We start from the raw sequence: 21,369 nt of genomic DNA, 5'->3' as shown, positions 1-21,369 counted from the left end.
GTCACACCAAGGCGCGCAAGCGCAGATCCAGCTTGGCAATTCCGGGCTGCATCAGGAAATGCGATGTCAGACGACCATAGGCGGCATCCGCCAGCTCAGCTCGTTTTGCGGGATCGCGGGCGAGGCTCTCCATGGCGCTTGCCAAAAGCGCAGGCTCATCACTGCTCAGAACGCCGTGCACACCGTCGTCGATGAATTCCGGAATGGCGCTGACAGGGGTCGACAACAAACACAACTTTTGGCTTGCGGCTTCCATCAACACATTCGGCAATCCGTCCCTGTCGCCACTTTCTGCAATGCGGCTTGGCAGGACAAACACGTCGGACGCGCGCATCGATTGGATCACTTCTGGCTGATCACAAGCGCCGCGCCAAATGATTCGGTCTGCCACGCCAGCGGCTTCGGCTTGCTTGCGGAATTTCGCATCAGACCCGCCACCGCCAATATGTTCCCAGCGCCAGTCAAGATCGTCAGGCAACAGAGCCAGCGCTGCGATCAACCGGTCAAAACCCTTTTTCTCAACAAGACGTCCAACCGACAGGAAATTAACTGGCCCGCTGTGATCCCGCGTGGCCGGTGGTTCAGGAAAACGAGTCAGATCCAGACCGTGATAAATCAACTCTACTCGATCGGGGCGATCCGCCAATCCGGCAAGATGCTCGGCCCCGACGCCGGTGCAGGTTGCTAGGAACTCCGCCCCATGGGTCGCGGCCTGCAATTTCTCGCGTTTTTCCCACTCGGGGGAGGTCCAAATGTCTTTGGCGTGGGCTGACACCGACCAAGGCATGCCCCGCAGAATTGCTGCGTATCGGGCAACCGACGCCGGCGTATGCATAAAATGCGCATAGAGGGCGTCGATGTCCGGGTTCAATTCCGTAGCGAGCACACAAGCCTGTCCAAATCTGCGCACACGGTTGCGCGTCCGGTCGCGCCTTAGATCCTTCAACCATGTGCCGCAGGCCGCCCAGAATCCGCGCCGCATCATTGAGCGCAATAGGCCTTTTGCCACGCGAAGGGGTTCTTGATGCAGATACTCCGGCAGGTAGTGGACCTTGGCCTTCAGCCGGTCGTGCAACGGATGTGTTTTGGTGTCCGTGGGAAAACGCAAGGACCAGAGTTCCAGTTCATATCCAGCTTCTTCAAGCGCCACCAATTCTTGGGCAATAAAAGTTTCTGAAAGGCGCGGCCACCCTTTGACGGCCACAGCCAGTTTGGGTCGAGAAAGCGTGTTCATGCCACCCCTTGCGAGCGGTTCAGGTCAAGAATATCGAGCGTGCGATCTGCAATCACGTCCAAACCATCCAGTAATCCAGGAACAAATGCAGACGATGGACTAAGTTGTGTTGCTAGACCGCGAATGGCCAAGGTCATGGCCTCGGGGGTCAGCTCTCCGCGGGTTTCGTCCAACATCCGCACCAACCCTAACTCTTCGGCGCGGCTGGCGCGAATGAACTGCTCCAGACGCGGACGCGTGCGCGGCACAATCACGACCGGTTTGTCAAAAGACAGCACTTCGCAGAAGGTGTTGTACCCCCCCATGGACACGATGCCCTTGGCACCGTTCATCAGGGTTTCCATGCGGCTGTCAAAACCCACCGCGTGCACGCGACCTTTGAGCTTGGCAACACGCTCTTCAAATTCCGCCCGCACTTCGCCAGACAGAAATGGGCCGTATACCAGCATCGCCCGCGGGTCCAAATCGGGATTCCGCTCATAGGCTGACAACACGAGATCCACCATGCTCGCGCCGTCTCCACCGCCCCCCGGCGTGACCAGAATATAGGGGTCCGTAGGCGCTTCTCCGTCCGGCAGTTCTTCGCGGCGCAGATAGCCGGCAAACCGTGTCTTTGCACGAAACTCGGAGGAGAATTCCAGGCCTTCTGTGGGGTCGTGAATGGATTTTAGCCCATATACCCAGCATTCGTCGTAATACTGCTCAGCCGCTTTAAGTGCGCCCTTGCGCTCCCATTCGGCTGCCAACGTATCGGGATCATCCAACACATCGCGCAGCCCCAGCACAATATGTGCCTTCTTTTGTTTGCGCAGCCATTCCAACGCGGGGATCATTTCGCCGCGAAACCCCGTCGGCTCTTTGTCCACTATCACAATATCGGGGTCGAAATGCTTGACGGTTGCATCTATCAGACGCGCCCGCAGTTCGGTGACTTCATCAATGCTCAGCCCGAGGCGTTCGCTTTCGTAGTTGCCGTCAGGTGTTTTTGTGACACCAGGCAGGCGAATGTGGTCGACATTGTCAGGGAAGGCAAACCGCCCCGCAACCGGCGATCCCGTCAGGATCAGCGCCGAAACGTCGGGCGCGGCCCGCGTGATGGCGCCCGCCAAAGCCCGGGACCGGCGAAGATGACCGAGCCCAAACGTATCATGGCTGTAAAACAAAACGCGGGGCGCGCGCGTCACCCGCTGTTCTGCTTGTATCATGGCTTCTACCACGTCCCGCCTCGCTTCGTTTATTATAGACGCAAGTCCGACTCGGACTTGGCCAAAATGCCTTTGATATCATAGAGCAAAGCTCCTGGCTTTCCGAGAGCCCGAATGGCCGCGGCGCCCATCTCTACAAATTCCTGATGGCCTACGGCCAAAATTATCGCGTCATAGGCGCCTGATGCCGGATTTCGAGTAAGAGAGATGCCGTATTCTTCGGTCACGGCTTCGGTATCAACCCTTGGATCCCAGATCTCGACCTTTGCGGAATAGCTTTCAAGCTCTTCCACGATATCCACCACCCGCGTGTTGCGCGTGTCAGCACAGTTTTCTTTGAATGCGAACCCCATGACCAGTACCCGCGCACCGGCCGCATTGGCGCCTGTGTCCAGCATCCCCTTGATGGTCTGCTGCGCGACGTATTTGCCCATGTTGTCATTGATCCGCCGACCGGCAAGGATCACCTCGGGGTGGTACCCCAACTGCTCGGCCCGATAAGTCAGATAGTAAGGATCGACGCCAATGCAGTGACCGCCAACCAGACCGGGCTTGAACGGCAAAAAGTTCCATTTGGTGCCTGCCGCTTCCAGTACTTCAAGCGTATCCAGCCCCATCCTGTCAAAAATCAGAGCGAACTCGTTCACCAGTGCAATGTTGAGGTCGCGCTGTGTGTTTTCTATCACTTTTGCGGCTTCGGCGGTTTTGATTGAACTTGCCTTGTGCAAGCCGGCAGTGATCACCGGCGCATAAATCGCCTCAACTCGATCCAGAGTTTCCTCGTCTTGAGCGGAGATCACTTTGACGATGGTTTCCAGTTTGTTGATCGGATCACCGGGGTTCACGCGCTCCGGCGAATATCCCAGCTTGAAATCCACTTTGCGTGTCAGTCCTGTGGCCTTCTCCAAAGCCTCTCCAAGAACGTCTTCGGTCACACCGGGATAGACTGTGCTTTCAAGGATCACCAAAGATCCTTTGCGCAGGTGCGGAGCCACAGTTTCTGCAGCGCCAAAAATCGGATCAAGATTGGGTTTCTTGGCCAAGGTGATTGGCGTCGGAACCGTGAGGATAAACACCGTGCATTCCGCCAAATCAGCGTCATCCGCGCTGAACGTCGCGCCAGTTGTTCCAACGGCATCACTGCTGGCTTCGCCATTGGGATCAGTGCCGTTCAAAAGCCGCTCAATCAGGCGCGAGTTGGTGTCAAATCCAACCACGTCAAATCCGGCATTTGCCAACCCAAGCGTCAACGGCAAGCCAACGTATCCTTGGCCCAATACCGCGATTTTTTCCTGTGTCTTTTGCATCACGATTGGTGGTGCCTCTTGCTATGGGTCGCCCCTTGGCGTTCCCCAAGAAAACCTAGGCTTTGCGCTATCTCTTTTGCTGTGTGTTGTCACCCCAAAAGCTGAGCAACTCGCCCTCTGAACCATTCCCGTATGGGTTGCGTGCCACACAAAATCAACAGTTTGCCCAATACGCAATCTCGGGGTAGACCGAGTGGAAGTGTTAAGAAAGGCTCCCTGATGCTGCGCTTCCTCTCTGTTTTTCTGTTTTCGCTGTTTCTGCCTGTTGTGCTTGTGGCTCAGGAGACGGCCGATGCTGATGTGACCAACCCGATGACCTCGCTGATGCAGGAGGCTGCAAAGCACGGCATGACTGTGATCATCATGGATGCAAATGGCAATGCGGTGCCGACCGAGGTAACGCCGCAGGAAAGCGTCGTAGAAGAGGTCGTTGAAGGCGACAGCGGCAACACGATCATGATGGTCCAGTCTGAAGTAGATCAGTTTCGTGATCTTTTGCAGCGCCGTCTTGATGCGTGGCCGGCGTCGGTCAACGAAGTGCTGTTTATCCTGCGTGCCAGCAGCCCGACCGGAGAAATATTCACTTTCGTAGAGGTGCTTCTTTGGTCGCTTCTTTTGTTCTTTGTCGCGCTTTTCCCCGAACGCTACATCTATGGCAAACGTATTGCCGCGCGGTTTGTCATGCCGATGATCAAGGAAAACCCAGTGGGGTATTCCGACAAGCTGCCGTTCCTCGTGGTGCGGTTCATTGGTGGTGTTCTCGGCGTGATCTTTTCCATGGCCGTTGCATTTATTCTTGGTTGGCTTCTGTTTGGCAGCTCGGATGACACCGCCATCGATTTCACCATCGGTTCGATCTATTTTGCCTATTTCGTCGCCCGCGTGGCCGCGCTCCTTTGGCGGATGATCCTTTCTCCCTTTTTGGATCAGTATCGCATTCCGGCCTTTTCCACCCGCGATGCAAAACGGTTGTATCGGTGGCTGTTCCTGCTCGCATCTTTGGACATTTGTACTCAAGTCTTTGGTGATTGGCTTCGTCAGCTGGGTCTGAACTACGACGTCTATGCACTCCTGACATTGGCGCTGGTGTCGATTTTCTCGTTGGGCAATATCCTTATGGCGCTGGTGAACTACAAACCGATTGCCAATGCGATCCGCAATGGTAAGGCGCTGGAAGACGTCAGCTTGCCCCTGCGCCTTGTCAGCGTGTTCTGGGCGCCTGTGTTCATCGTTTACGTGGTTTACGGCTTCTTTGATCAGGCATTTGATTTGATTTTGGAGGTAGAGGAATCGGTGCCGGCGCTGGCTGCTGCCTATGGCATCTTCATGGCCATCATAGTGGTCTATGCGACAATCAACTTCTGCATTGAAAAGTTCTTTGACCGCGCCCGTCGCGTGCGCGAAATGAACGAAGAACTGCAGCAGGAAGAAGAGCAGGCCGAAGAAACCGAATCTCCCACGCAAGAGCAACTCGACGAGATCGAAGAGCTCAAACAGCGGCTCGAGGGAAAACAGATCAGCACCTACGAGCAGCTCGCCCGTCGTGTCTCTGGTATTCTGGCGGTTGTCGCCGGTGTCTATGCCGCCGTTTTGGCATTCGGCGCTGGCGAAATGATGACGGAATCGGTGTCAAACCGTGCGCTTGATGTTCTGGTGATTGTCTTCATTGGCTACATCGTTTTCCACGTCTTCCGCATTTGGGTGGATGGCAAAATCCGCGAGGAGCAGGGAGAAGAGGAAGAGGGCGAACTTGGAGACGAAGGCGGCGCCAACAGCGCGAGCCGTCTTGCCACTCTGCTGCCTCTGTTCCGCGCTGCGATGTTGTTGGTGATCGTTATCTCGATCATTCTGATCGTGCTGCTGGAACTTGGCGTGAACGTCAGCCCCTTGTTCGCTGGTGCCGGTGTGGTCGGCTTGGCGGTAGGCTTTGGCGCGCAATCTTTGGTACGCGACATTTTTTCCGGTGCGTTCTTCCTGTTTGACGATGCGTTCCGCAAAGGCGAATACATCGACATCGGATCAGTCAAAGGCACGGTCGAGAAAATCTCGGTCCGCTCCTTTCAGCTACGCCATCACCTCGGCCCGCTGCACACCATTCCATTTGGCGAAATCCAATATCTGACCAACTATTCGCGTGACTGGGTGATCATGAAACTCAAGCTGCGTGTGACCTATGACACAGACGTGGAGCGGGTCCGCAAGTTGATCAAAAACCTGGGTATCGAACTTCTGGATGATCCGACCATTGGGCATAACTTCATTCAGCCGTTGAAATCGCAGGGCGTGGTGGAAATGCAGGACAGCGCCATGATCATCCGTGTGAAGTTCATGACCAAGCCCGGTGATCAGTGGCTCGTGCGCAAAAAGGTCTATCAAGACATCCGGGAACTGTTTGAGCGCGAAGGCATTAAGTTTGCCCACCGCGAAGTCACTGTGCGCATCGCCGACGATCAGGAAGACCGTGAGCTCACTCCAAAGCAAAAGGAAGCGGTTGTGGGGGCTGTTGAGGCCGCGATTGACGAAGACGCCATGGAAGGTGGCCCTGACGACGATCGCTAGCGCGCCTGACCGAAATCCGCGCTCTCGGCAATGTTGGGACGTTGGGTATTTGAAGCCAGGAAGAAGCAAGTGTTCCAAGCTTCTTTCTGGCGCAAATACTTTGGGGCAAGCCACGCAGCGGCGCGGAGCCCCATTTCAAGATGGCGTGAAGATTAACTCCGGTTGGGATCCAGCGCGTCTCGCAGGCCATCTCCAAAGAAGTTGAATGCCAGCACCACAATCACAATCGGCAGCATCGGAATGGCCGTCCACCAATAGATTTCAATAGACGCAAGATTTTGCGCGTCGTTCAGCATAACGCCCCAACTCACCGCAGGTGCCCGTAGGCCCAACCCAAGGAAGCTCAGCGCGGTCTCGCCCAAAATCATGGCTGGGATAGACAGGGTTGCGCTGGCGATCAGATGGCTCAGAAAGTTGGGCAGAAGGTGCTTGCCGATCACGCGGCTGGGTTTGGCGCCCATCATCTCCGCGGCGCGTACAAATTCTTCTTCCCGCAGGCTCAGGAATTTGGATCGGACGGCCCTTGCAAGCCCGGGCCAATCCAATATCCCGAGAATTATGGATATGATGAAAAACACCGCCACCGGCCCCCAATGCGATGGCACCGCAGCGGACAATGCCAGCCACAGCGGCAATTCCGGCAGGCTGCGCAGGATCTCAATCACGCGGTTGATGATCCAGTCCAAGAACCCGCCAAAGTACCCCGCAATAGAGCCTAATATGATGCCGATTACAAAGCTGACGGTGATGCCGACAAGACCCACTGTAAGAGACAGCTGCGCCCCGTAAAGAATGCGTGAAAACACGTCACGACCAAGTCTGTCTGATCCCAAAAGGAACACCGTCGCGCCTTCGGGCGCGCAGAAAAGATGCGTCTTGGTCGGAATAAATCCGGAAAGCTTGTACTCACTCCCTTCACAGAAGAACTTAAGCTTCATGGGCGTTTCACGATCTTGGATGTACTTCCAACTGAAGCTTTCAAGATCCATCTCTGCGGTTGTGCCATAGACATACGGGCCGACAAATTCCCCGTCGTGAAACAGTCTCACCAACTGCGGCGGCGCATAGAGATAGTCTTCCAGCCGCTCGTTTGGCGTATAGGGAGAGATGAACCCCGCAAAAGGCAGGCTGAGGTAGGAAACCAGCAGGAACAGAGCCGAAATCAAACCCAGTTTGTGTTGTTTGAACCGCAACCAAAGGAGTCGCGAATTGGACATGTCCAATTCAGCGTTGCGTGCTTCGGCGCCTGTGTCGGTCTCATACGGCGCGTCGTCGACATAGCGACCGTCTGGCAGAATGGTCATCGTTCGCGCCCTCCGAACCGAATTCGTGGATCAAGCAGCGCCAGCAGAAGGTCAGACACAAGGGTGCCGATCAGCGTCAAAAGCGCCACGAACATCAGGACAAAGGCTGACAGGAACACATCTTGGGATTTCAGCGCTTGCAGGAGCACTGGCCCAATCGTTTGAAGTCCCAGAACCACCGAAACCAGAACCGAGCCTGATACCAGTGATGGCAACAGCGTGCCGATGTCGGCAACAAAGGGGTTAAACGCGACCCTCAGCGGATATTTTGTCAGCATCGCGCTTTCCCGCATGCCTTTTGCCCGCGCGGTTTCCACATAGGGCTTACCAAGCTCATCCAGCAAATTCGCCCGCAAGCGCTGCATCATTGCCGCCGCGCCAGAGGTGCCGATCACAAAGGTCGGGATGATCAGATGGATCAGAACCGACTTCATCTTGTCAAAGGACATCGGTTCGCCTTCGAATTTCGGATCCATAAGGCCGCCAATCGGCAGATTCAGATAGCGGTTGCCGTAATAAAACAGGATCAAGGCCAGCAAAAAGTTCGGTGTGGCAAGCCCCAGATACCCGATGAAGGCCGAGGTGTAGTCGATCCATGTCTTGGATCGGGCGGCGGCCAGAACGCCCAGCGGCAGGGCAACAGCATAGATGAACACCACCGCAGCGAGGTTCACCAGAACCGTCATCCACAGCGCGCCACCAACCAGTTCGCTTACCGGCTTGTCAAATTCGAAGGACCATCCGAATTCGCCTTGCAACAGCCCTGCAAACCCATGCGGACCCGGCAATGCGCCAAGCCAGATAAAGTATTGCTTCCAGATCGGTTGATCCATCGAGAATTCCTTGCGCAGGAATTCAGCTTTGGCGATGCCATTGGACTGTCCTGTCGCCCGCAACTCGTTGATTTGGTTGGACAGAAAGTCACCCGGAGGCAGGTTTATGATCGCATAGACGAACACTGAAACCACCAAAAGTGTGGCCAGCATCGTCACAAACCGGAAAACTGCAAATCGCAGCAGCGCCATCAGATCGTCCTATTCATCAAAGAAAAATTCATCGACGCGATACACGCCGAAATGCGCACCGGGGGACCAGGCCCAGATCGCTTTTTCCGGCACGTTGCGCAGACGGTTTGACACCACAACAGGTTGCGGCGCGTTGTTCAAAAGCCCAATGGCAAAGACATTTTCCGCATGAATATCAATCATTTCCTGCCAAATCACGGCGCGATCGACAGTGGAGTAGGCCTGCGACCACTCATGCGCCAGATCGTTCAGGCGGACGGCAGCTGCCAAATCTGGTGGCTCTCCGGCGTCGCCGCTGGTTTGATGATATTGCCCCCACTTGGGCCAAGCAAAAAACTCTTGCTGCCAAGGGGCGACAAAGTCAGGCGAGGTATAGGAATGCGGGATGCCATTGTCCCAACCGAACCAGACCGCCGCCATGGTTTCACCCGAGTACACGCGATTGCGTAGGATATCGCGCTCTAGCGGGCGCATCAAAAGCTTGATGCCAAGGTCTTTCCAGTTGTCGATGATGATCTGGAGTGCGTTTTCCACTTCCTGACGCTCTCCGGCGGTCTCCACCACAATCCACATGGGCCGCCCGTCCGGCAAAAGGCGTGTGCCCTCCTTGTCGCGCTCCGTCAGCCCCATATCGTCAAGCAGCGCATTGGCCTGTTCGATGTCATAGTCCGCCCAGGCCTGACTGTTTTTCTCGCGATAAAACGGGCTGACCGGCAAGACTGTCATGCCGCCCTGCTTGGCAAGCCCGAAGTACAGGCCCTTGTTGATGATCTTGCGGTTGATGCCCAAAGACAGAGCGCGGCGGAAGCGCACGTCCCGCATGGTTTCGCGCCACAAGTCGTCGTTGTAGTTCAGGTTGGGATAGATCGCGATCTGCGAAGCGGTGCCATTACCCCAAAGCAAAGTTGTGTATTTCCCCGAGTTCTCACCCTTTTTGAGAATCGCGGTGTCTTTGAAATCCAACCCGCGGGCCTGCAAATCCACTTCTCCGGCGTTTGCCTTGGCAGCCACCAGACCCGGCGCCACAACCTGCATTTCCACGACGTCGATATAAGGCAGCTGCACCCCATTTGGGTCGACGCGGTGGTAATAGGGGTTGCGGACAAAAAGGAACCGGCTCTTGCCGTCTTTGGTGGCAAGCATCCACGGTTGCAGCGTGGGCAGATCCGGGTTGTCGAATTTGTACATATTGTCGCTGCGATTGTGCAGCGCAGCCCAGCTGCGCACCCGCGCCTCATAAAGCGCCTCACTCAATGTCTCCTCATCTGCATAATCCGCATGCAGGGCTTTCAGAAAATGGGAGGGGCGATAGATAAATGGCGGGCGGGCCTCAGCCAGCTTTTGCAAGAACACCGGATTTGGCTTGTGCCACTCGTAGATAACCGTGTGCGCGTCGGGAAAGGTCACAGTTGGCAGTTCGCCTTCGACCCGAAGGAAATCAATCGGACCGGCAGGCGACAACATTTCGTTGTTGGCCACATCTTCCCACCAATACCGAAAATCTTCAGAGGTGAACGGGTTTCCGTCCGACCACTTGTGTCCCGGACGCAAACGCAAGGTGAACTTGATGTCGTTTTCGTTTTCAAGGCTTTCTAGAATGTCGGGTACGATTTCGTAGCGCTCGTTGTATCCAACCAGCCGCGCGTAGCCATAAACTACCATTTGGCGCACATCTTTGGCGCGCGTCACCATGGTACGCAGGGTACCACCGGGTGTGCCGAGCTCCCGGCCACGCAGTTTGAGATCAGGCACGAGCGGAATGCTCGGCATGCGCTCGCTCACCGGCGGCAGATTTCCTGCGTTGACTTCCTGCAGCCAGAAATCACCTTCGATTGGTTCTACGGCCACAACGGCAGAGGCCATCACGCCCAAGGCGGTGGAAACAGCAAGCAAAGTCTTCTTAAACATAGCATCGCACCTTGTGGTTGGGGCCGGTCTGCGTCAGCGGTGGTGCCTCGACGCCGTCAAACCGAAACGCTTCCGGCCAAGTTGACGGTTCGCCCGCGCCTTGTGACACGATATTCAGGTCAATCGGGCGGTTGATATCCGGTTCGGGCTGCGCTGCGATCAGAGCTTTGGTGTAGGGATGGTGAGGGTCATGGAACAACACCTCGGGTGGGCCTTGTTCGACCACCAGTCCGGACCGCATCACAGCAACCTCATCCGCAATCCGTGCCACCACAGCAAGGTCGTGGCTGATGAACAGATAGCTCAGGTTAAGCCGGTCACGGATATCCTCCAGCAATTGCAAAACCTGCTCCTGCACCGACACATCCAACGCCGAGGTGGGTTCGTCACACACGAGGAATGTCGGACCGAGCATAAGGGCGCGCGCAATCGACAAACGCTGCCGCTGACCGCCGGAGAAGGCATGCGGGAAGCGCGTCAACATGTTCTCGCTCAGGCCGACCCAACGCAGCATTTCGGTGGCGCGGTCCAGTCGCTCTTCGTTTGACCCGACACCATGAATCTCCATCGGTTCCGTCAGCGCCTCTTTGACCCTCATACGCGGGTTAAGCGTCGAGTAGGGGTCTTGGAACACCATTTGCGCCTTGCGTTGGAACGCCAGCCTGCCGGCTTTGTCGAGGTCTTGCAGGTTGACGGCTTCTCCGCCCGGCTCGGAGCGGAACAAAATGGAAGATCCCGCGTCGGCAACCTCCGCCCCCAACGCCATCTGAGCCGTTGTGGTCTTGCCTGACCCGCTTTCGCCGACGACGGCCAAGGTCTTGCCGCGTTCAACACCGAAATTCACGCCGCGCACCGCATTGATCACGGTTTTGGGTTTCCATGCGGACCCGCCCTTCAGGACGTAAGTTTTGCTGACATCCCGCATTTCAAGGATATAGTCGCGCTCGGTCTCACTTTTCTGTTCCGGAATCGTCTCCGGAATTTCCGGAGCCGCCGCCATGAGATCTCGGGTATAGCCATGTTTTGGATCGTTCAGGATCAGCGGCGCTTGGCCAGCCTCCATCACGCGCCCGCGATTCATGACTACGACGCTATCGGCCATATTGGCCACAACACCAAGGTCATGCGTCACAAGCACCACGGCCATGCCATATTCCGCCTGCAAATCCTTGATCAGGCCAAGCACCTGCGCCTGTGTTGTCACATCCAGCGCCGTTGTCGGTTCGTCGGCAATCAGGATATCGGGCCGCCCGACCATCGCCATCGCGATCATCGCCCGCTGCCGCATCCCGCCAGAAAGCTCAAACGGATAACTGTCATAGACACGCAGCGGGTCTTTGAATCCGACGCGTTCAAACATCGCCAGTACCCGCTTCTTGCGCTCTGACTTGCTGATTTTCTTGTGCAGCCGAAGAACTTCAGAAACTTGGTTCCCGATCCGGTGCAGCGGGGACAAAGAGCGCATTGGCTCTTGGAAGATCATGGAAATCCGTTCGCCGCGAATGGCGCACATTTTGCGCTCACTCACTGACATGAGGTCGATGTCGGGTTTGCCGTCCTTGCCGGCAAGAGTGATCTTTCCGGATCGCATTTGCGCGGCTGCCGGCAGGATGCGCAGCGCCGAGCGGCAACTGAGCGTTTTTCCAGAGCCACTTTCTCCGACCAATGCCAGCGTTTCTCCGGGATTCACGGAAAAACTGACATCGTCCACAACCGGCGCACCGCCGCCAAAGCCGATGGTCAGATTCTCCACAGTCAATAGTGCCGTCACGCTAGTTTTCCCTCGCCGCATTTTCGCGGTCTCACCCTGTGCGCCCTCCACGAACGCTTTTCGGAGTGAACATGATTAATTGAATTGCCGCAAGCATCTCAGGCGGCCAAGCACACGGAACCTGCGGCACTTTCCCGAAACTGGGCCCAAAACGGCGGAAAAATCGTGCCATTGGCACACATTGCCTGTGCGAGGGCAAATTTTGTGTCTAAGAGAGTCGCAAAGGGAAAAGTGAGGGACCGATGAGCCGACTGGACGTTTTTATTGACCGAATGGTGTCGCAACGCGCCTGCATTGATTTCGCCGTTCAGGCCACGAGCCATCTTTCCGGCCCTGTGTTTGAATTGGGCCTCGGCAACGGGCGCACCTATGACCACATCCGCGAGGTTGTCTCGGGCCGCGATATTTTCGTTTTTGAACGTGAGGTCGCGTCCAATCCGGCGTCTACCCCTCCCGAAGACCGAGTGTTGTTGGGTGACGTGCGCGAAACACTTCCCGCCGCGCTGGCCCGATTTGGCGCAACGGCTTCGATCATTCATGCCGACTTGGGTGGGCACAATCTGGAACGCAACGATCAGTTCGCTCGGGCGATTTCGCCCGCCATCGAGCCTCTGTTGGCAGTGGGCGGTTTGATGGTATCCTCTGATTGCATGTATTTTGAAGCGCTGACCGAGATCGAGATTCCCGAAAATGCTGTTGCAGGGCGCTGTTTCATCTATCGCAAAGATGCCTAAGTTCGTCGCGCTTGGGCCCAATCCTTTTTGAGGGATCTAAATTTCTAGACCCGCATCACGTTAACCGTCATATTGGTACGGACCATAGAAATTCTGCCCGTTTTCGGAAAACCGTCAAGTTCAACAATTTCAGCGCACTCCGTAAACGGAGACTATTATGACCCAAAAAGACGATAGTTTTCTCAGTTATGCAGACCGTCGCTTCCGCCTAAGCGGAAAGGCGATCATTGAGAATGGCCATCCTTATTTTGTTCCCACAGATGCACTGGAGGCCCGCTCGGCCGAGTGGAAGGATGGGTATTTGTCGATGTCCCACTACGATTACCTCGGACTGGGACATCATCCGGCGACAACGTCGGCCGCCAAAACTGCAATAGATATACATGGCACCGGCGCAGGGGCGTCCCGACTGGTCGGTGGCGAACGTCTGGCGCACAAGGCATTCGAACGTGCCATGGCCGACTTTTTGGGTGTTGGCGGAACGTTGTCGGTGATTTCTGGTTATCTGACCAATGTATCCGTTATCCAGCTTTTGCTTGGTCCTAAAGACCTCGTGATCGTCGACGAATTGGCCCACAATTCGATCATGGTCGGCGCGAAAGGCGTAAAATCCGATCTGCTTACTTATGCCCACAACGATCTCGACGATCTGGAGCGCATTATCGCAAGCAAGCGCGATGACTATTCCCGCGTTTTGATTTGTACCGAAGGGCTGTTTTCAATGGATGGCGACATCACCAATTTGCCGCGATTGTTAGATATCAAAGAGCGCGCGGATTGCTGGTTGTTGCTGGACGAGGCCCATTCTTACGGAGTTCTTGGGCCAACAGGGCGGGGGACTTGCGAACATTTCGGTGTGGATCCAAATCGGGTTGAGGTCGCTATCGGAACGCTGTCCAAAAGCTTTGGCTCCTCCGGCGGGTTCATTGCCGCCAATGCGGATGTGATTGAATGGATGCGCTTCTGTCTTCCCGGGTTTGTGTATTCCGTTGGCCTGTCACCCTCCACCGTGGCGTCGGCGCATGCAGCACTGGACATACTCAAGGCCGAGCCCGATCGTGTCACCCGATTGCGCGGCAACTCGCGACGCTTTTTGCACCGTGCCCGCGACGCGGGGCTAAACACCGGCACCGCTATCGGCGAAGCTGTGGTGCCCATTCTGTTTGAGACACCTGAGGATTGCATATTTGTTGCCGAGGCGCTGATGCAGCAAGGTATCTACGCACCGCCGGTCGTGCATATTGGTGTCCCCAAAGATCTGCCACGCATCCGCTTTTTCATCAGTGAAACGCATTCTGAGGCAGACATTGACCGTGTTATCGCCGCCGTCGCCGAGGCCTCAGCCGCGGCACAGGCCATGCGCAACCGGATCAGCGCGGAATAACCGTGCCAGCCCGACGAAGCATTCTTTTGTCGTTCTCGCGACTCGCTGTGATCCTTTTGTGCATGCTTGCGGTTCAGGCGCAGTCGGTGCAGGCCAAACCACGTCTCTCCCTGCAATCAAGTGTCCCCAGTGAAACCTTGCCGGTCGCGAACCCCAAGTTCAAACATCCCGTTGATCAGCATCAGGTGTTCTTCCTGCAACGCACCACCAATGCCAACACAATTGTATATGTCGCGCAGTTTGACGCCGACGGGCAACTCAATCGGCAAAGGCCCATGCATGGCTATTGGCGGCGCTTTGCGGGGCGCGGGCACCAGATGGCATTTCGCTGGTACGAGCGTGTCGCCGGATTTGGAGCCAGAACGCGAGCATTGAACAATGGGGCGGACTTTGAGGTGCGCTTTAACGGCTTAAAAGACCAACAATTGCTGTTGAAACAGAACGGACCCTTTGACGCAGCGCTCTATACACGTCAAAACGGGCGCGATTACAGAATGATTTATGGATATATTGACGTGGATGACTCCGGTCTATTGCCAAGAGTAACGCGATTGCGGCTTTATACGTCTGACCCGGAAACGGGCAACTTCATGACCCATACGATTGCCGTTTCCGGTGGAGCTTTCCGCGAATGACTACAAACACGAAAACTTCTTCTATCCGCACCGTTATCGTTGGGGTGGGCAACTGCGCTAGCTCCCTTATACAAGGCGTGTCGTATTGCCGCCAAAAGGGCGACGATGCCGTGGGTGTCAGCTTCCCTGATCTTGGTGGCTACACGCCTGCTCAGGTTGACCTGGTTGCGGGCTTTGATGTCGACAGTCGCAAGGTCGGTCTGACTTTGGCCGAAGCAGCCTTTGCCGCGCCCAATTGCACAGAGCGGTTTCACACGGACCTTGCAGATCAAACTGCACCGGTGCTGCGTGGCCCTGACCTTGACGGCGTTGCGGCGCATATGTTGACCAAACCCGAGGATCGCAGCTTCCGCTTGTCAGCGGAACCGGCCATGACCAAGGAGGAGATCGTCGCCAAGCTGCGGGAATTGCGCGCAGAGGTAATGATTGTCTTTTTGCCCGTCGGGTCCCAAAAGGCCGTGGAGTTTTATGTAGAATGCGCGCTTGAGGCGGGTGTGGCCGTGGTCAATGGCATTCCGGTCTTCATCGCCTCGCATCCGGTCTGGGCCGAAAAATTCCGCGCCGCGGGTGTGCCGATCCTCGGAGATGATTTCAAAGCGCAATTCGGCGCGACGATCGTGCACCGCACAATCACCAACCTGGCCGAGATGCGCGGTGTTGAAATTGACCGCACCTATCAATTGAACGTCGGGGGCAACACCGACTTTCTCAACATGACCGAGCACGACCGCCTCGCCAACAAACGCGAGAGCAAAACCGAAGCTGTTCAGGCCGTGATGGAACAGCGTCTGGACGACAACGACATTCGTATCGGCCCCTCAGACTACGTGCCTTGGCTGAACGATCGCAAGGTGGCCTATGTGCGCCTTGAGGGACGACTTTTTGGTGGTGCGCGCACCAATATCGAAATTCGCCTTGATGTCGAAGACAGCCCCAATGCCGCCGCCGAGGCGCTCGTGGCGATCCGTTTGGCGCGCATCGCGCTTGATCGCAACATGGCGGGCCCCATTGCCGAGGCAAGCGCCTTCCTTTTCAAACACCCACCTGAACAGATCGAGGATACAGACGCCCATGACGTCATCCTCAAATTTGTGAGCGGGGATCAGGATTAAGGATGCCTGGTCCGGCCTTTGTCACCGGCGGATCGAGTGGCATCGGGCTTGCCGTGGCGCACCAATTGGCGGCGCAGGGTCATGACATCGCGCTTTTCGCTCGTGATCCGGACAAACTCGCCTCCGCACGTGCCGCCATTTTGGCCCAGTCGCCGGGCATCACTGTTCAGGGTTTTCCAGTTGATGTCTCTGAGCGCGCTGACATCACCTCTGCTGTGAAAGCTGCGGTGCAAACCATGGGACCACCAGATTATGCCATAGCTTCCGCAGGCATCGCTGAACCGGGACTGTTCACCGAACAGCCGTTGACCATCCATGAGCGGCACATGGCCGTGAACTATTTCGGCGCGCTTTACTTCGTGCATTCCCTCAAGGACGCCATGGCCGCCAATGGCGGCGGCAAAGTTGGCCTTGTTTCATCGGTTGCGGCCTTCTTTGGTATCTATGGCTACTCTGCCTATGCTCCGACCAAATTTGCTCTCTCGGGGCTCGGGCAGGTTCTACATCTCGAGTTGGCCGATTTGGGTATTTCCGTCACCACCATTCACCCGTCTGACACCGACACCCCTCAGCTTGAAGCCGAGAAAGCGACCAAACCCGCGGCAACTGCCGAAATCGGCGACGGGGGCGGATTGTGGCAGCCCGAGGATGTTGCTGCAAAACTGATCAAGGCGATGGAATCCGGTCGCCCGTCCGTGGCCACGGGCCCCGCTATGACTGCGCTGGGCGTGGTGTCGGGTTTTCTGGCACCAGCGCTGCGGCGGCATCAACGTCGCATTATCCGAAAGCATCGGTCAAAATGACGCCGCTGTTGGTCAAAGATATGGCCCTGATCGCAGGCGCTCTCTTGATTGCGGGCTATGCGCTGCTTTCTACGGTTGCCTTGTTGCCCAAAACACGCGCACTGGGTTTGGATCTTTTGCGCACTTTTTTCAGCGCGACCTTAATCGTTTGTGTGCTCACGGGTCTCTTCTTGCTAGGCCCATTGGCCCTTGTGCCTGCCTTTGCGCTGGCGGCACTGCGCATCGGATTCGAAAGCGCAAGCGTGCGGATGAAGGATGGCCCCGCACCGCTGTTGATCGGTATTTTGACCGCTGGCCTCACAGTTGTCGCAACCCTTGATGACCGGATCGCAATGGCGGTGCTTGGGGTGTGGGCGTTACTGCTTGTGCGCTTGATTGTGCTGCCAAACGCCTCCAATCCGCGGACGTCCAAATCGATACTGGATCTAATGGTCTTTCCGGTTCTGCCGCTTGCCTTGCTGGCATATGGGGCGATTCAGCCCAACCTCGCGGGACTGATGTTTGCGGCCTATTTGCTCGTCGAAATCTTTGACAGTCTTGCCCTTCTTTGCGGCAAACTTTTTGGCCGCACAAAGGCGTTCCCCACACTCAGTCCGAACAAAACAATCGGCGGGCTTGTCGGCGGCGCACTCAGCCTGATCGTTCTGACAGCTTTCGGGGCATATTTGCTTGACCAGCCTTTGGGTCTCGCTGCTTTGCTGGCGGTGTTCGTGGGTTGTCTTGCGGTGGCTGGCGATCTTGCGGCGTCACGCCTCAAGCGGATCGGCGGGGTGAAGGATTTCCCCATTGTCTTCTCCCGTCAGGGCGGGCTTCTGGATAGCCTCGATAGCTGGATCGCAGCCGGAGCCGGCCTCATCGCGCTCTCCTTGCTGGCAAGTCTGTGCTGAGTCTCTTGCCAGCCGCAGGCCACGCTGGGAATATCCCCGTATGAGCGTGTTCCGCCCCTTCCTCCGCCAACCGGTCCGGCGCATTATTGGCTGGCCGATCCTTTGGCGGCTTTTGCTCATTATTGTCGGGGTTCAGGCCATTTTTCTGGCGGAGGAATTCACCGGTCTCTTGCAAACCGCTCTGCGCTTTGACGGCAGCGCAGGTGTGGTGGCCAAGATGTTGATGTTCCGAATGCCAGAGATATTCGATCTCGCGTTGGCCTTTGGCTTGCTGATTGCTGTGTACTTTGCGGTGGGAGAGGCCCGCGATAACGGAGAACTTGTGGTGCTTGCCACCGCGGGCATTCCATGGTGGCGCGTGGTCACTCTGGTTCTGGGCATCGGCTTCTTGGGTGGCGTGTTGAGCCTTGGCAACGCAGGCTATGTCCTGCCGCTCTCGGACTACGCGGAACGGGTGACAATTGCTGAGCTGCGCAAGGACTATGTCTTGCGTCGCATTCAATCCGCGGGCACCCGTACCGCGCATCAAACCATCAAAGACACCACCTTTATTGCGACGCCGCCGGATGGCACTGACCCGGATCGCAACGGCAACCTTTTTGTCTATCAACCGGATATCGGCGGCTTTTGGCGGGCGGCCACGTCCCGAAACTGGCGTGTGGTGGACGATGGCGAGGACCGCCACATCGTGAAACTAGAAGACCTTGTGACCCATGAGGTGCGGCGCGCCGACACCCCGACGCCGCCTTTTATGAACCGATACGCCGTGAACGCCGCCGAATTCGCATTCAATATGTCCGACGTGGCGCCTGATGTTGATCGCACCAGAGGGGACGCGGAAAAGCTCTTGCTGGTGCGTCAGGACGGAAGCAAGCGCATCGCCGATATCGCCACGCGGGCCCTGATGGTGCCTTTGGCGGGGCTATTGGCATTGGCTGCCTTGGTGGCAGGCCGCAAGGGGCTGGCCCGCGTGGTCTCGCTTCCGTTGGCGGCTGTGGTGATGATGGCTGTGGATGTGACCAGCAGCGCCACAGTCAATGGCTGGGTTGGGGCGCTGTCACCCATGCTGACGACAACTCTTGCTCTGTCACTCTATCTCGGGCCGCCCCTGATTTTTCTGTCTTGGCGCGCCGAAGATTTGATGACACCGGACCGCAGCGCCGCATGACGTTTCGCGCATATACCGGCTCCGCCGTGCGCCTGATCGCACGCAGCTACCTGATGACGGTGGGCTTTGTGCTCTTTGCGCTTGTGGTGATTGCCCTGTCCATCGACCTGACCAAGACACTGGACGAGCTGCGCGCAAAGGCGGAGGCGGCAAATACCCCGCTCTGGCACATTTTGATGCCCTATGCCTCTTATCGGGCGGTTGATGTGCTCACCCGATTGTTGGGCACCGCCTGCGTGATCGGTGGTTTTCTTGCGGTTCTGTGGCGCCACCAACGCAGAGAAGATGTGGTGCTCGCCACTGCCGGTCTGTCACCGAGCTATCATTTTACCGCGATCCTTATGGTCGCGCTGGTTTTCGGAGCTCTGCAATTCAGTTTTCAGAACTGGGTGCGGCCTGTCGCCGTCAAGGCTCAAGTCGAGACACAGTTGGGCCGTTATGGCCAGTGGTTCGGGTCCACCGAGGTTGGCGAGCACTGGATTGTCGGCAATGACACGGCGATCACGGCCTCTGTCAATCGGGGCGAGGGGGCCCGTCTGGAAAACGTCAAAATTTTCGAAGGGCTATCTGCACCAACTTTGACGCGTGTGATCCGTGCCGATCGGGCTTTGCCAGACCCCGATGCTACGCTTTGGGTGCTGGAAAATGTCACCTTGTGGACCGCGGAGAGCGGATTTGCCCCAAAGCGGTTGGATGATCTTCGGCTCGCGTTGCCTATCAACGCTGCCAGCCTGCAATGGTATGGGGTCCACGGATTTTATCTGCCCAATTCGGCCGCTCGCGAAATTGCCACGCTTACCGGCACTGAGGCCGCCAGCGACGCGCAAACCACTTTGGCCTTTCGCCAACTGGCGTTTTTTCTGCCAGGTGTCCTGATCTTTCTCGGGGCGTCTTTGGCGCAATCCGGTCTCAGCGGGCGCCGCCTTCACCCTCCTCGCCTTATGGCCTTGGCGGCGGTTGGGTATCTCACTGTTGTCGGTGTGAAATCTTTCTGGATTTTGGGAATAAACGGCCGTGTTCCACCGCACCTCGCAGCCGCGCTTCCCTTGGCGATTGCCTTCGGTGTGGCCTGTCTTTTACAACTGCATCACGCGGGGTATTTGTTCCGCCGCAAAGTTGGTTTGCAGGGGCGGAACGCGTGAAAATTGTCCAAGTCACTCCCTATGCGATGAGCCGCCACGGCGGCGTGCAAACCCATATCCGTGACCTGTCTCATTGGCTGCGCAAGCAAGGACATGATGTGCGCATTGTCGCCCCTCCCGGACAGAGCACGGTTCCGAGTGTTGATGGTGTCACAGAACTCGGATCGGTTCGCGATATCGCGGTTCACGGCACCAAATTCGAACTGACCCGCGCCAGTCGCGCCGACCTGAAGGCCTGTGTCGAAGACTTGCGGTCCTGGGGGGCCGAAGTGTGCCATCTGCACACCCCATGGACGCCGATGTTGCCGTTTCAGGTCTGGCGCGCGTTGGGCGTGCCCGGTGTGGCAACGTTCCACGCGACCTTGCCCGACAGCGCGGGCTTCGATCCGCTGGCTTGGGCGCTGCGCCGTTCTGCCCATTGGTTCAACCGCCGCCTTTCCGGCATCGTCGTGCCCTCCAAAGCGCCGCAGGATCAATGGCGCGCCAACGGCGTCACGCCTTTGCCCAAAATCCTACCGCCGACCGTGGATTTGTCCGGTTGGCGTGCCGCCCGCGATGTTGCCATACCCTCCGAGGTGTTTACGATCGTCTGTATGGGGCGCTTGGAAGAACGCAAAGGCACAGCAACCCTTTTGGCAGCATGGCGGGAGGTGGAAACCCAGCGTCCTGACGCCTGTTTGACCATTGCAGGCGACGGCCCTTGCAAACCGGCTCTGCTGCAACAAACGCGGGATCTCGGGTTGACCAATGTGACGTTTGTGCCCCCTCCGTCCGATGCCAAGGCGCGGAGCCTGATTGCGCAAGCCGATGTCTTTGCTGCGCCAGCGCACCACGGCGAAAGCTTCGGGCTGGTCCTCATCGAAGCAATGGCCGCTGGCACAATACCCGTGGCAGCTGACAATCTCGGCTATGGCACGGTTCTGACGGGTCCCGGAGCGGAGTTGCTCGTGCCGCCTGCCGATGTCAAAGCCTTGGCCGGAAAATTGCTTGCTATTGCAAGCCAGCCCACGCTGCAAACCCGCCTTGAACGCTGGGCACGCGCCCATGCGGATACATTTGACGTCCGCCACCAAGGCCCCGCCTATGAGGCGTTTTTGCACGGCGCCCTGCGCTGAGAGTTGCCAAACGGGGTCCAGACATGTCAGACCCTTCAGAACCCGATGGGGTAGAAAAAGACTTTTTGGGACAAGG

At 57.0% G+C, this 21,369-nt stretch carries 17 protein-coding genes; 10 read left to right on the top strand and 7 right to left on the bottom strand.

Features of this window, described 5'->3' with window-relative positions; genetic code table 11:
• Window position 1: 1 nt before the first annotated feature.
• Genes BM069_RS11250 through BM069_RS11240 form a run of 3 tightly spaced genes read right to left on the bottom strand, consistent with a single transcriptional unit; the run spans window position 2 to window position 3,746 of the window.
• Complete coding sequence (locus BM069_RS11250; protein WP_093323773.1) at window positions 2-1,234, bottom strand: glycosyltransferase family 4 protein; 1,233 nt, start codon at window positions 1,232-1,234, stop codon at window positions 2-4.
• Window positions 1,231-2,439: a glycosyltransferase family protein gene (locus BM069_RS11245; protein ID WP_093323771.1), complete on the bottom strand. Its 1,209-nt coding sequence runs from the start codon at window positions 2,437-2,439 to the stop codon at window positions 1,231-1,233. Before BM069_RS11245 ends, BM069_RS11250 begins: the two co-directional genes overlap by 4 nt.
• Before the next feature lie 32 nt (window positions 2,440-2,471).
• On the bottom strand, window positions 2,472-3,746 hold the full coding sequence (locus BM069_RS11240) for a nucleotide sugar dehydrogenase (RefSeq protein ID WP_093323770.1): 1,275 nt from the start codon (window positions 3,744-3,746) through the stop codon (window positions 2,472-2,474).
• Window positions 3,747-3,965: 219 nt separating this feature from the next.
• Between BM069_RS11240 and BM069_RS11235 the strand changes: the two genes are divergently transcribed.
• On the top strand, window positions 3,966-6,305 hold the full coding sequence (locus BM069_RS11235; RefSeq protein WP_093323769.1) for a mechanosensitive ion channel family protein: 2,340 nt from the start codon (window positions 3,966-3,968) through the stop codon (window positions 6,303-6,305).
• Window positions 6,306-6,457: 152 nt separating this feature from the next.
• Here BM069_RS11235 and BM069_RS11230 read toward each other — a convergent pair whose 3' ends face one another.
• Genes BM069_RS11230 through BM069_RS11215 form a run of 4 tightly spaced genes read right to left on the bottom strand, consistent with a single transcriptional unit; the run spans window position 6,458 to window position 12,313 of the window.
• Window positions 6,458-7,609 (bottom strand): ABC transporter permease, encoded by a 1,152-nt coding sequence (locus BM069_RS11230; RefSeq protein ID WP_093323768.1) that lies wholly within the window; start codon window positions 7,607-7,609, stop codon window positions 6,458-6,460.
• Entirely contained in the window at window positions 7,606-8,634 is a 1,029-nt protein-coding gene (locus BM069_RS11225; protein ID WP_093323767.1) for an ABC transporter permease, read from the bottom strand. The genes BM069_RS11230 and BM069_RS11225 overlap by 4 nt, the downstream gene beginning before the upstream one ends.
• Window positions 8,635-8,643: 9 nt before the next feature.
• A complete protein-coding gene (locus BM069_RS11220) occupies window positions 8,644-10,542 on the bottom strand; it encodes an ABC transporter substrate-binding protein (protein ID WP_093323766.1) in 1,899 nt (632 codons plus the stop codon).
• Window positions 10,535-12,313, bottom strand: coding sequence for an ABC transporter ATP-binding protein (locus BM069_RS11215; protein ID WP_093323765.1), 1,779 nt, complete (start codon window positions 12,311-12,313; stop codon window positions 10,535-10,537). The genes BM069_RS11220 and BM069_RS11215 overlap by 8 nt, the downstream gene beginning before the upstream one ends.
• Before the next feature lie 242 nt (window positions 12,314-12,555).
• Here BM069_RS11215 and BM069_RS11210 point away from each other — a divergent pair, with 242 nt between their 5' ends.
• The 9 genes from BM069_RS11210 (at window position 12,556) to BM069_RS11170 (ending at window position 21,293) form a co-directional block, all read left to right on the top strand.
• Window positions 12,556-13,047 (top strand): class I SAM-dependent methyltransferase, encoded by a 492-nt coding sequence (locus BM069_RS11210; RefSeq protein ID WP_093323763.1) that lies wholly within the window; start codon window positions 12,556-12,558, stop codon window positions 13,045-13,047.
• A 157-nt stretch (window positions 13,048-13,204) separates the two neighbouring features.
• Complete coding sequence (locus tag BM069_RS11205) at window positions 13,205-14,431, top strand: aminotransferase class I/II-fold pyridoxal phosphate-dependent enzyme (protein ID WP_093323762.1); 1,227 nt, start codon at window positions 13,205-13,207, stop codon at window positions 14,429-14,431.
• A gap of 2 nt (window positions 14,432-14,433) precedes the next feature.
• Window positions 14,434-15,066 carry a DUF4833 domain-containing protein gene (locus BM069_RS11200; RefSeq protein ID WP_139216188.1) on the top strand — a complete coding sequence of 211 codons (633 nt, stop codon included), beginning with the start codon at window positions 14,434-14,436 and terminating at the stop codon, window positions 15,064-15,066.
• Entirely contained in the window at window positions 15,063-16,178 is a 1,116-nt protein-coding gene (locus tag BM069_RS11195; protein ID WP_093323759.1) for an inositol-3-phosphate synthase, read from the top strand. Before BM069_RS11200 ends, BM069_RS11195 begins: the two co-directional genes overlap by 4 nt.
• 2 nt (window positions 16,179-16,180) lie before the next feature.
• The gene (locus BM069_RS11190; protein ID WP_093323757.1) at window positions 16,181-16,981 is read left to right on the top strand and encodes an SDR family oxidoreductase; all 801 of its coding nucleotides are present in this window, start codon (window positions 16,181-16,183) and stop codon (window positions 16,979-16,981) included.
• Window positions 16,978-17,868, top strand: coding sequence for a phosphatidate cytidylyltransferase (locus BM069_RS11185; protein ID WP_093323756.1), 891 nt, complete (start codon window positions 16,978-16,980; stop codon window positions 17,866-17,868). The genes BM069_RS11190 and BM069_RS11185 overlap by 4 nt, the downstream gene beginning before the upstream one ends.
• A 40-nt stretch (window positions 17,869-17,908) precedes the next feature.
• Window positions 17,909-19,036 carry an LptF/LptG family permease gene (locus BM069_RS11180; RefSeq protein ID WP_093323754.1) on the top strand — a complete coding sequence of 376 codons (1,128 nt, stop codon included), beginning with the start codon at window positions 17,909-17,911 and terminating at the stop codon, window positions 19,034-19,036.
• Window positions 19,033-20,178 (top strand): LptF/LptG family permease, encoded by a 1,146-nt coding sequence (locus BM069_RS11175; protein ID WP_093323753.1) that lies wholly within the window; start codon window positions 19,033-19,035, stop codon window positions 20,176-20,178. Before BM069_RS11180 ends, BM069_RS11175 begins: the two co-directional genes overlap by 4 nt.
• Complete coding sequence (locus tag BM069_RS11170; protein ID WP_139216187.1) at window positions 20,175-21,293, top strand: glycosyltransferase family 4 protein; 1,119 nt, start codon at window positions 20,175-20,177, stop codon at window positions 21,291-21,293. The genes BM069_RS11175 and BM069_RS11170 overlap by 4 nt, the downstream gene beginning before the upstream one ends.
• Window positions 21,294-21,369: the final 76 nt, after the last annotated feature.

This window comes from Shimia haliotis, from assembly GCF_900114415.1.
Classification (GTDB): Bacteria; Pseudomonadota; Alphaproteobacteria; order Rhodobacterales; family Rhodobacteraceae; genus Shimia; species Shimia haliotis.
The sequence above is the reverse complement of the archived record's forward strand: the minus strand, read 5'-3'. Positions and strand labels throughout refer to the sequence as shown.